The organism is Ignavibacteriota bacterium (assembly GCA_019637995.1).
Classification (GTDB): Bacteria; Bacteroidota; Ignavibacteria; order Kapaibacteriales; family UBA2268; genus JANJTB01.
In genome coordinates, this window is sequence record JAHBUQ010000001.1 from 692029 (window position 1) to 704330 (window position 12302).

Genomic DNA, 12302 nt, shown 5'->3' on the forward strand with positions numbered 1-12302 from the left:
TTACCAGCTTTCTGGATTTTTCAAATAATCATCAATAGCTTTTGCGGCTGTGCGTCCTGCACCCATAGCAAGAATAACCGTAGCACCGCCGGTAACAATATCACCACCCGCGAAAATACCTCTCATATTGGTTTTCATATTCCCTTCGCTGACTGTGATATTTCCCCATTTATTTACAATGAGTTCAGGAGTAGTTGATGAGATAATTGGATTCGAGCCATTACCTATAGCGATAATTGAGGCGGTAATTTCTATGGTTTCAATTGCATCTTTAATAGGCACAGGTCTTCTTCTGCCGGAAGCATCAGGCTCACCCAACTCCATTTGCTGAAGTTTAACAGCACGAAGCCAGCCCTGCTCATCACCAATAAATTCAAGTGGAGCAACAAGCAATTTAAACTCGATGCCTTCTTCTTTTGCATGGTGAATTTCTTCTACTCTTGCAGGCATTTCCTGCTCAGAACGACGGTAACAGATAATTGCACGCTTAGCGCCAAGTCTTTTGGATGTTCGAACTGCATCCATTGCGGTATTGCCACCACCAAATACAGCAACAGTCTTATTATAAAGGTCAAGCATCGGAGTAGGATTATTCGGGAAGTCATAAGCCTTCATCAGGTTAACTCTTGTCAAAAATTCATTTGCTGAATAAACTCCGTTCAGGTGTTCGCCAGGAATATTGAGAAAGTAGGGAAGACCGGCTCCAACACCGATGAATATAGCATCGAATCTGGATTGTAGCTCTTCGATTGTTTCAGTCAATCCGATTACATAATTTGTTACAAACTCAACTCCGGATTTTTGAAGTGCTTCAACTTCAGCTTTAACAATATCTTTAGGCAGTCTGAATTCCGGAATTCCATAAATTAATACACCTCCGATTTCGTGCAGAGCTTCAAAAACAGTAACATCATGTCCCATTTGAATAAGGTCGCCTGCACAACTTAGACCTGCAGGACCACCTCCAACTACAGCTACTTTTTTCCCTGATTTCGGAACAATTTTAATTTCTTTTAATTTAGCATTATTTCTTTCCCAATCTGCTGCAAATCTTTCGAGATAACCAATTGCTACAGGTTTTCCTTTTTTGCCGACTACACAAACAGCTTCGCATTGCTCTTCCTGTGGACAAACTCTACCGCAAACTGCCGGAAGAGCATTATCTTCTTTAAGAATTGCAGCTGCTTCATCAATTTTTCCATCAGCAATCATTTTAATAAATTCCGGAATTTTGACAGCAACAGGGCATCCTGCAACACATACCGGATTTTTACAACGAATACATCTTTCTGCTTCTTCCATAGCAATTTCAATGGTATAACCGAGATTTACCTCTTCGAAATTGTGGCTTCGTTCGACGGGGTCTTGTTCCGGCATTAGATGTCTTGGAATTTTATAACGTTCTTTTATGCTCATTTCAGCCATTGACAATCTCCTCGTTAGCTTTTTTTGAAGATTCTATATCATACATTTTATCATAATTACAAACATGATGGTCTAAGGTCTCTTTTTCCTGTGGAAGGTACATTCTGTTTCTCTGCAACAAAATTTTGAAGTCAACTTTATGAGCGTCAAATTCGGGTCCATCAACACAAACAAATACAGGTTTGTTATCAACATAAGCTCTGCAGCCTCCGCACATTCCTGTACCATCAACCATAACAGGATTGAGCGAAACAACAGTTTGAATACCATAAGGCTCTGTAACTTTGGCTACAGCTGCCATCATAGGAATTGGACCGATTGCAAGGACAAAATCAATTTTCTTGCCTGACTCAATCAGTTGTTCCAGTTTTTGGGTTACAAATCCATGATATCCATAAGATCCGTCATCGGTTGTTGGGTAAACCTCATCGGAAACTTTTTTCATTTCTTCTTCAAGTATTATAAATTCTTTCGACCTGCCACCAATGATGCTGATTACATAATTTCCCGCTTCTTTGAGTGCTTTGGCAGTTGGATATGCTATTGCAGTCCCAACACCACCACCTATGCTCACAGCTGTACCAAAATTTTCTATATGAGAAGCTTTGCCAAGTGGACCAACCACATCATGAATGTAGTCACCGGCTTCAAGAGTATTCAATTTTTTGGTAGTTGCGCCAATTCCCTGAACTATAATCGTTATAGAACCTTCATTAATGTCAGAATCAGCTATTGTCAATGGAATTCTTTCTCCAAAATCATCAACACGAAGAATTATAAACTGCCCCGCTTTCTTTTTTTCGGCAATTTTCGGAGCAAGCACTTTAAATAGTTTTACCTCCGGACCTATAAACCTTGCTTCAAGAATCTTATTCATATCCTGTTAAACCACTATTAGTAATTAAATTATTTATCATACTTATATCAATCTATGCACATATTTAAATAGCTAATTTTATTTTTTTGCCATTTAATAATTTCAAATATAAAAAAAAAAGTTCAATTTATCACAATTTAATACAAATCTATTCACTAAAATACCTTTGAATTATAATATTTTATATATTTGCAGATATTATTTAATCATATTATGAATCAAAATTGAACAATAGAAACATATATCTTTTAATATATCTATTTTTAAATCCATCTGAGCAAATTGAAGTATCTTTGAACTTGTTCAAAAATTTTCACTTTCCTCAAAATGGCTTGATTTATATTGATTCATTTTTGAATAATATAAATATTAAAACTAAATATTATGTAATGATTTTGTCTGTTATTTTGGCTGTGTTCATGGTAAATAATTTTACTTCATTTTCAACAGAATTATTAAGTGGAAGTAAAATTGGTGCCGGATACTCTTATGGATTTGACAATCATTATGCTGACCTGAGTTCAATTTCCGTTCTTGAAACCTGCTGCCCAAAAGACCTTGTCGGTAGTGGTGGCAGTCATCAGATAGGATTGAATTTTGGGTTCAAGGTATCAGAATCCGGATTTGTAAATTTGGGTATATCATACATAAATAGAAATTCGGCACTTTCAGCAAATGAAAATATTTTGCTTAATTTTGACAGTGTGCCTTTAAATGGTATTTTCAGACACGACCTTTCTTTAGAATTTCAATCATATTTATTTTCAATAAGTTATAATCAGGATTTGATTGGAACATTTGGCATTGAATCTGGCATTGACTTCGAATTTCATTTTAAAAATACAATCCAATATTCAGAGAGTCTTACAAGTCCAGAAGACAGAGGATTTTTTCCTGATACTGGTACAAGAAAAAGAAATTTTGTACAAGGCAGCTATTCAGATTTAAAACCTATGAATATAAATTTTCATTTGAAATTTTCAAAAGAATACCCTCTCAATATTGATTATCTATGGACAGCAAATCCATTTATAGGTCTAAGATACACTTTATCAGGAATAAATTCCGTTCAAAATTGGAATCTTTGGTCAATTGAAATCGGTGTAAGAATCACCAGAAATAAAATCATTTAATAATTCCACTTACATTTTTTTACTTAGATATTAAAATTTTATAAATTATGGATAGGGCTTGAGAGCTAAGATGATTTTGGTGTTGAAAATGTAAAAAAATCATAAATTAGCTGGGAGTTAAAATATTATCAAAGTTAAAGTTAAGTGGTTTTTTGAAATGGTATTTGAAACTTAATCCAATACCATAAGACGTAGAAAACCAACCCGAAGATTTTGAAATCTCATTTATTTGAAACTCCAAAAATAGAGTTGGCGAAATATAATAATTCTTTTCTTCATTCAAAGGAATATCAAAATGAATTTTCGCATAACAAATATAAATAATGCTATTAATATCAGGAATTTTACCAGTTTGAATATTTCTACTTCTTGACTGATTATCCTGGAATGCCCCTTCATTTTTTGGGGAAGTTATTACTTCTTTCTGATAATACGAATTATTAGCAAAAAAATGACCTTCAATTCCAAAAGTCATAAATGTAATACTACTTTCAAATAAAGTCAAATAAGTGCCAATTACAAATGATGTATAATCTATTTTAATTGATTGTTTGATATCACCTGTAATTAATTCATTATTTAAGAGTATTTGATCTTTTGAATATCCAAAAACTTCGGCACTTGTTTGCTTGTATCCTATATTAAATCCCAAATTCAAAGGACTGGGTTGACATTCATTTCTAAAAATTGGAAATGAATAAAAGGCATTAAAATGATTGGAATTACCTTTACCAATCAAATTTTCTGAAGTTTCTAATATACTTGACCTGATTTTGGTTAATGATGTTCGATGATTTTGAAAACCATGATTATACTCAATTCCGTAAATACTTTGCTGGTAACAAATTGAAAGGTTCGGTATAAACCATATCAATATTGAAATTATTAATTAATTTCCAAGCAATTTAATGAAATTAATTACCATAAATAATATCAAAATATTTTTAGTTTTATTAATGTACAGAAGTATCATTTTTTTACTTAAAACAATCAATCTGACTTTAAATAAAAAACCTCCGCACTTTTTAGGGTGCAGAGGTATATGATTTATCGAGAGTTGATATGAGTTATAAAACGAATCTTAATTTTTCACTAATTTGATTGTCTTGATTTGATTATTTGCTTGTATTTTTGCTATATAAATACCGCTAGCTAAATGAGAAATATCAAGTAAATAGTTGTTTATTGATGCGTAATTATTATCAGTAGAATACAATCTTCTTCCGCTTAGGTCGCTAACCGAAATAGATATACTTCCAATAATAGGTTGAGTAAATTCAAACGAGAAGTTTCCTTCTCCGGGGTTGTTACTTACTATGAAATCAAAATCATGATATATGTTATTTTCGACGCTTGTTACAATAGAATATGGGTCTGAATCTGTAAAGCATCCATACTCGTTGAATACTCTTACAGAATATTCTCCTATTCTGCCATCCTGAATAGTGTGCTTTCTTTCAGTAGAATTAAATATCCTTCTTCCGTCGAGATACCATTGGTATGCAGAACCATAACTTGCTATGAGTGTCGGTCCGTCTTGTGATATAGTAGGCTTATCAGGTAAAGGTTTGACATCTACATAGATTTCTTCAGATGCCACTGTACAACCTTTCGGGTTTATTCCTACTACTGAATAAACACCGGGCTCGCTGACAATTGTGATTCTGTCTGTTCCTCCATTTGACCAAATATATGAATCAAATCCCGGAGAGGCATACAAATATAGCTCTCCACCAGGACATAAAAATTCATCTTCAATTTGATTAATTAACATTTCATCGAAAGGAGTTTTTTCTACAATATAAGCTTCAGACCTTCCGATACATCCGCTATTATCAATAACTGCAAGTGAATAAAAGCCGGGTTTGGTTACTTTGATTTCTCTGGTAGTAGCGCCATTTGACCATAAATAATTAGGATGGATATTTTTGGCTCTCATAGTGATAGTATCACCCGGGCAGAATTTGCTGTATTCATCTACAATGATTTCCGGTGTGACTGCATTACATTCAATTATGGGGGCTGACCATAAACCTCTACCGTATGTTCCGGCATAAATTCTTTTTTCACCTTTGTGAATTTCCAATTCCATAACAATAACATTAGGCATATCAGTGCCATATCTTTGCCAGTAATATGAATTGTAATCAGTATAAAAAATACCGATATCAGTTCCGATATAAAGTCTGTCAGGTGAATTTTCCTGCAATACAATAGTATTTACAGGTACGTTCGGTAAATTTCCTGTGAGGTTTCTAACAATTTCACCATTTACAAGCTCCAAAACTTTTTCATCAGCATTATAGCCTGATTTAGAAAGCCAAATTCTTCGTGGATTTTGAAAGTCCACTGCAATATAAGTAATATAAGTATTAGATGTATGAATCATTTCCCAGTCTTTGCCACCATTATATGTCGCAAATAACTGATTTAATGATGAAGCATAAATTACATTCGTATCACTTGGTGCAACAGCGATTGCCTCCAAAGTCGAAGATGGGGAAAAATCAGATATTTTTCTCCATGAACCCGAGCTACCTGAAGTATTTGATCTCCATACGCTTCTGTATCCGGCATATATTGTGTTTGGATTTTTTGGATTAAGGACATAAGGCGTTACCCAGGCTCCTGCTTCATCAGTAATATTGCTGTTTAGAATATTAAAAAAGTTTTGTCCGCCGTCAGTCGACCTGAAAATATTTCCGTTATACATAGATGCATACATTCTGTTTGCATTTGTATAGTCAATAATAGCTTCCATACCGTCAGAAGCTAAAACTTTGCTCCAGTTGTCATTTCCTTTGAAAAGTGATGTACCGTTATCCTGAGAGCCGGAAATAACAGTTGAACCGGTTGTCTGGGATACACCAATTCTATAGAACTGAGTGATATTCATTCCACTGGAAAATGACACCCAGCTGCTTCCGCGATTAGTAGTAGCATCAACACCACCATCATTACCAACAAAAAGAGTCATATTATCAGGGGCAAATGTAAAAGTATGCTGGTCAGCATGCACATAAGGATAATTATTTGATGGAGTCCAGTGAGTCACCTTCACATAAGAACTGCTTGTACTTGGGTCAGTCGTTCTCCATATATTAATCCCGCCAAAATAAAGCTCATCTTCTTTTACAGGTGATGCTATAATACATAAATCATAGAATCCCTGCCCTCTTGAATCATTATTTAAATTGCCGGTATGCCAGCCAAGAATATTCCTGCCTAAAGAAGATACAGTAGTTTTCTCTTCAAAAGTTTCACCTGAATTATCAGACTGATGAACTGAATGAAAACCGTTAGTGCCTGTCATTGCTGCTAAAGTATAGACTTTATCAGGATTTGCAGGTGTAACAGCTATGGCAATTCTTATTGCATTCGATAAATATAATTTTCTTTCCCAGGTTTCACCAGCATCATAACTAACATAAACACCTGTACCACCAGAATGTGAATATGTTGAGGCATAGATTGTGTTAGGGTCACCAGGTTTGAACTCCATACCCATTACATGAAGATTCCTCTCAAATGCCTTCCAGTTATTCCCGCCATCAGTTGATTTATGAATACCACGGCTGGTTGCAACATATAATAAATTCGGATTTTGTGGATGAACAAGAACTCTTCCTAATAAAACCCGGTCTTCAAGTTTATGGCTCAAATTTGTTACATTCCAGTTTGCACCACCATCAGTAGATTTTATTAAACCTATGGAATAAAAATTTCTATTACTTGTGGAGCCAAACATATCGCCGGTTGATACATATACAATATTTGTGTTAGTTGGAGCTATTGCTATATCTGATACACCAATAGACAAAAACTGAGTAAACGGAAAAGTAAACCAGTTTTTACCATAATCATTTGACTTCCATAGACCTCCTGATGCTGAACCAATCCATATTTCGTTTTGATTATTTGGATTAAATCTAATTGCGTTGACTCTACCAATTCCCTGCTGTCCGTTTGGTGCAGCAGGCTCTTTGTATGGACCGTCAGACCGCCATTTGACATTCAAAGTAAGTTCTGAATCTTTGACTTTGCTTTCATAGTTTTTATAACTGTCAAATATATCAATTCCTTCCGGAAAATTTCCATCAGGATAAGTTCTTTGTTGCCAGAAATATTCCCATCTTTTGAACTGCTTGAATCCTTTGATATTATCATCACCTACCTTTTTCCATTCATCATAAACCATATTTTGAATTTTATAAAAGTTTAGTGATTCTTTCTCGCTATAATCAAGATTAAGTCTTTGGCTTAGTGATGCCGTGATTGCCATAACAAAGGCAATCGTAATTAACAATATTTTTCTCATAAAATCTCAATAAATCAAATTAACAAAATACTATATCTAAAATCACCTTTAGATTTCATATATATAGACACATCAATTGATGTAAAAGTTACAAAAATAATTATAAAAAATAAATATATTTTAATTAATTGAAAATATATACTTGTGTTGCTGTATCATTTCCAATTGTAACTGTAATAAAATAAGTACCAGTATGCATTAATTCTTTATAAAATTTCTTAATCAGAAACCGACCTGAATTTTCGATTTGAATAATATCTTTTATCAATTGCTTTCCACTAAGGTCGCTAATTGAAATATTCAATAATCCTGGCTTCTCAATATTTAAAGAAAAGTTAACTTCTCCATTTCCGGGCATCGGGAAAAGCTGCATTCTGAGTTTACCGGAGCTTTGTTCAATATGCTGGCTTACAGAACTTGATTTTTTCTTAATCAAATATACCTCGAATAAGTTTGAAGTAGCCTCACTTTTAGTTCCATCATCAGTAAAAAATATGTTTGGTTCAGAGCTGTTAATTCCACCAAATATATATCCAATTAAAACAGAATCTCCAATATCATCATAATTAAGGACACCATTTCCATATTTCGGTAAATTATCAATTGATATGAATTCAGCACTTGCACCAAGTAAACCTGGCATTTCAGAATTCAATTTGAATTCTTTCATGCTGTTATCTGAAAATCTTGTTACACTTGCAATCGAATTTACAAACGGAACATTATCATCTTGAATCAAAACTCCATCTTCATAATGATATTGTGCTATGCCGCCAAAGAATACTGAGTGCATTTCATTGGCATTGCTACTGTAAAGAGGTATATGAGCACAATGATAATGGTTAAGATACTGTGCAAAATCATCACGAACAAGATGTTTGTCTGCTGTTATTTCCACTGCACTTAGATATGGTATATCAGCTTCGGGTCTGAAAACACCAGAAAATGCAGTTAACCCAAAACTTCCATCAGGAAAAATTTGTGGTAGAACATTATAATCTCTTCTATGAAATGCACTTTCGTCATTTACTTGCTCAATGTGATTTACAAATAGATTTATATCATCATTCTTTATTGTAAACTTTCTAATTTCATTTGTATATTGCTGGGTAAAAGATGGACCACCCATTGGATTATATCTACCAGTAAATTTGTGTCCTCCAATTAGATAAAACACATCAATTATTTTTTCAAGATAACCACCAGTAACTGCAAACAAATCATCTTCATAAATTCGGAAGTTGCTTGATATATCTTCATCTTTTTTAATTGAATTAATCAATCCTCTAAGGTTGACTGCAACTAGTGCGGGATATGTAACATGATTATTTAGAGTTGGGCTAAATCCATATCCGCCAATTAAATACAAATAATCATTTTCCTGATAAAATTGAATATTTGTAGAACTTATTTGTTCAGCAATTTTTGAATTGAGAGTAAGGACAGAATTAGAAAAATAAGTCTTGTTTTTAGTATCAATCACAATTATATTCTTATTTTTTCCATCATAATCAAATGAAAAAACGGGCTGTCTTCTGTGAAGTCCATCTGTCCTGCCACCAATTATTACAATGAATTCATCAATTTTGCCATAAGTATAAGATTGAACTCCCGGCAAATTATCTATATAAACAGGATTTAAATGTAAATCAAAATTCTGTGAAAAATTTATAATTGTTGATGAAATTGCTATTATAATTATAAAAAATATGTTAATAAAAAATTTCATTTAATAATACTCCTAACGACATATATGTCGAGTTTAAAATTCCAAAATTGTCGAAAAAATAATTCCGCTGGTTTCAAATGAATATTCATCTAAATTTGATTTATTTAAAAAATAGTCAAATTTCAAGTTGAAGTTAATTGATTTTATATAGTTTAAAACCATTTCCGGTTTGTATTTTATCTCAACATATAATAAATTGCCGTCATCTTTTCTATTGATATCTTTATTATATTTGTCATCAATAAGTGACAATGAGTACATAAAATCACGCTGAAAATAATTATAAGCAATTGATAAATCAATATATTTACTTAAATCAAATATAGTGCTAACTGATATTGACTTTTCTTCATAATTATAAATATCATTGAAAAATTCTCTTTCGTTGTATAAGTCAGTTGTACCTGAAGCAAAATAAAACCCGTTATCATTAAGATGAATATTAGTGTTCCCTGATATACTAAATATAATATTATCAGTAATGGGTTGATAAATATCAAGCCCAAAATCTATTGTACTTGTTACATTATCAGTATATACGAAGTTTGGGGATTGCCGGTTACCTTGCCTGTTTGAAAAACGTCTGTAATTCTTGCCTCTGCCGAGTGGATTTAGTGGAGAATGCAATTCCTGCCCAGCATTGTAGAAATTTTTATACCCTAATTTAGTTAAAAATAATACATTGGTTTCTGTGCTGAAAGTTTTGTCAATTGATAGTTCGAATTCATTCAGAGAATTATCTAAGTTTCTGAAATTTATAAACGATGTGTTCGAAGGCAGGTAAGACAACCCGACAACACCGATATCAGAATACAATACAAAAGAGATTTGAGGATTCACATCAATATAATCATACAATACAGCATCAACTGAATTAAGTCTCATTTTTGATATTAAACCGGTTTCAATTTCAAAATAAGGATATTTGAATGGCTGAAAAGTGTAATCACTTCTTAGTATATGTGCATTATAATTTCTTTCCGGAAAGGCAAAAAAACTTGTAATATTGCCTGAATAAGATGCTTTAAAACCACTTTTAGCAGGAAAATATCCTATACCAAATGAGTTCCTCATAATTGCTGATTCACTACTTTCATTCTCTATGAGTGGATTTGTATCATATCCGGCTGATAATGAATAGTAACTTCCGAAATCCTGGGCTTTAGCTGAAATTACAGCTAAAAGAATTAATAAAAAAAAATTACTTTTTACCACTTCTTTTACCTTTGCCTTTTCCCCGCTGCATTCCAAAACCGTTGCAACGATTATCATTAATACCGTCGCCATCTTTATCTATAAAATGTTCATTTCGTTTTTGGCGCCTTTGTTTGAGTTCATCTAATTTAGGGTTATTTTTATTCTGCTCAATATTCTCTTTGACATTTTTCTCAACAGAGTTTGGTTCAACAGGCTGTTCAATTTTTTCAATTTCCTTAGACTGTTCTTTGGATTCTAACGGAATTTCCTGAGAATTTAGTGCTGTTACTATAAAAAGTAAAATTGTAATATATATAAAGATTTTTTTCATATTAAACATAATACAATAAATATGCCAATATCTATAAATACTATTATTTGCAATGCCTTACGTGATATTAATCAAAAATTATTGATTTACAATTCGACGAAAATGACGAATTTAATATTATCTTTGAGTCATTTTGCTGCTTATTTATTTAAAAAAGAAATTGTCATCCAAAGTACATGATTCAAAATGAGCGATGTCGAAAATTTAATATCACACTTCAACATCGCTCAAAATTTATTTATAAGTCATTTTTTTCTTAAACTTTAAGAACAATTTTTCCTGTATAATTACCACTTTCAAGAAGATTATGAGCTTCGGCGGCATCTCTCAAATCAAATACCTTATGAATATTTGATTTTATCTGCCCTTCACCAATCAATTTTAGAAATGCGGCAAATTCAGGTTTTGAACCGAGATATATTCCTCTTAAATTTAGATGGCGAAAATATGTTTGATGTATACTTAATTTGGTTTCAAGTCCTGTAATTATTCCACAGAAAATAATAGTACCATTTTTTCTGAGCATTGAAAAACTTCTGTCAAATGTTGCCGGACCGACATAATCCACAACAACGTTCACACCGGAAGGAGTAATTTCCTTAACTAAGGCAGGGATATCCTGTGAGTGATGATTAAAAACATAATCAGCTCCAAATTCTTTTACTTTTTTGATTTTGTCATCATTTCCAACAGTGGCTATAACGGTCGCACCTTTCAGCTTTGCCAATTGTATTGCAAAACTTGCAAGTCCTCCACCACCGCCCCAGATGAAGAAATAATCATCCGGCTTTATTTCTGTCACTGAGTTTACAGCATGATAAGCAGTTAAGCCTGCTATAGGAAGTGATGCCGCAGTTTCAAATGAAATGCTGTCAGCAATTTTGAATAAATTTTCAGCCGGAACAGCTACGTATTCACAATAAGCACCCTGCCTCTGCATTCCAAAGAACTGCCAACCGTCATTAAGATGCTCCATTTCGCCATAACGGGGGTCGCGGTAATCAGGAAGAGCGACAGGATAGACTGCTACTCTGTCACCTTTCAAAAATCCCTCAACATTTTTACCGAGTTTTTCAACTGTACCTGCCATATCGCCGCCCAAAATGTGTGGCATTGGTATAGTAAGTCCCGGATAGCCGCGACGCACAACAGTATCAATTCTGTTTAAACTTGTTGCACCTACCTTAAGTAGTACTTCATTATTCTTTATCTCAGGAACAGGATAGTCTTTAACATATTGGAGTACATCACTACTGCCGTGCTGATTTAAAATTACTGCTTTCATGATTTTC

Annotated in this window: 9 protein-coding genes; 1 reads left to right on the top strand and 8 read right to left on the bottom strand. The window is 33.3% G+C overall.

Features of this window, described 5'->3' with window-relative positions; genetic code table 11:
• On the bottom strand, window positions 1-1425 hold the full coding sequence (gltA, locus tag KF896_02740; GenBank protein ID MBX3042609.1) for an NADPH-dependent glutamate synthase: 1425 nt from the start codon (window positions 1423-1425) through the stop codon (window positions 1-3).
• Window positions 1418-2302, bottom strand: a complete 885-nt coding sequence (locus KF896_02745) for a sulfide/dihydroorotate dehydrogenase-like FAD/NAD-binding protein (GenBank protein MBX3042610.1) — start codon at window positions 2300-2302, stop codon at window positions 1418-1420. The genes gltA and KF896_02745 overlap by 8 nt, the downstream gene beginning before the upstream one ends.
• A 293-nt stretch (window positions 2303-2595) precedes the next feature.
• Between KF896_02745 and KF896_02750 the strand changes: the two genes are divergently transcribed.
• Window positions 2596-3435, top strand: a complete 840-nt coding sequence (locus KF896_02750) for a hypothetical protein (protein ID MBX3042611.1) — start codon at window positions 2596-2598, stop codon at window positions 3433-3435.
• A 106-nt stretch (window positions 3436-3541) separates the two neighbouring features.
• Here KF896_02750 and KF896_02755 read toward each other — a convergent pair whose 3' ends face one another.
• From KF896_02755 to KF896_02780, 6 genes are all read right to left on the bottom strand, one after another.
• Window positions 3542-4309, bottom strand: coding sequence for a hypothetical protein (locus KF896_02755; GenBank protein ID MBX3042612.1), 768 nt, complete (start codon window positions 4307-4309; stop codon window positions 3542-3544).
• Between the two features lie 207 nt (window positions 4310-4516).
• On the bottom strand, window positions 4517-7753 hold the full coding sequence (locus KF896_02760; protein MBX3042613.1) for a T9SS type A sorting domain-containing protein: 3237 nt from the start codon (window positions 7751-7753) through the stop codon (window positions 4517-4519).
• A gap of 124 nt (window positions 7754-7877) precedes the next feature.
• Entirely contained in the window at window positions 7878-9482 is a 1605-nt protein-coding gene (locus KF896_02765) for a T9SS type A sorting domain-containing protein (protein MBX3042614.1), read from the bottom strand.
• Window positions 9483-9515: 33 nt separating this feature from the next.
• Window positions 9516-10769, bottom strand: coding sequence for a hypothetical protein (locus KF896_02770; protein MBX3042615.1), 1254 nt, complete (start codon window positions 10767-10769; stop codon window positions 9516-9518).
• On the bottom strand, window positions 10684-11010 hold the full coding sequence (locus KF896_02775) for a hypothetical protein (protein ID MBX3042616.1): 327 nt from the start codon (window positions 11008-11010) through the stop codon (window positions 10684-10686). The genes KF896_02770 and KF896_02775 overlap by 86 nt, the downstream gene beginning before the upstream one ends.
• Window positions 11011-11266: 256 nt before the next feature.
• A complete protein-coding gene (locus KF896_02780) occupies window positions 11267-12295 on the bottom strand; it encodes a zinc-binding dehydrogenase (protein MBX3042617.1) in 1029 nt (342 codons plus the stop codon).
• Between the last annotated feature and the right edge of the window lie 7 nt (window positions 12296-12302).

What these genes read in the sequence shown, in the direction of transcription:
- gltA (MBX3042609.1), bottom strand. Translation starts at nt 1,425, where the DNA reads ATGGCTGAAATGAGCATAAAAGAACGTTATAAAATTCCAAGACATCTA.
- KF896_02770 (MBX3042615.1), bottom strand. Translation starts at nt 10,769, where the DNA reads ATGGCGACGGTATTAATGATAATCGTTGCAACGGTTTTGGAATGCAGC.
- KF896_02780 (MBX3042617.1), bottom strand. Translation starts at nt 12,295, where the DNA reads ATGAAAGCAGTAATTTTAAATCAGCACGGCAGTAGTGATGTACTCCAA.
- KF896_02760 (MBX3042613.1), bottom strand. Translation starts at nt 7,753, where the DNA reads ATGAGAAAAATATTGTTAATTACGATTGCCTTTGTTATGGCAATCACG.
- KF896_02765 (MBX3042614.1), bottom strand. Translation starts at nt 9,482, where the DNA reads ATGAAATTTTTTATTAACATATTTTTTATAATTATAATAGCAATTTCA.
- KF896_02775 (MBX3042616.1), bottom strand. Translation starts at nt 11,010, where the DNA reads ATGAAAAAAATCTTTATATATATTACAATTTTACTTTTTATAGTAACA.
- KF896_02745 (MBX3042610.1), bottom strand. Translation starts at nt 2,302, where the DNA reads ATGAATAAGATTCTTGAAGCAAGGTTTATAGGTCCGGAGGTAAAACTA.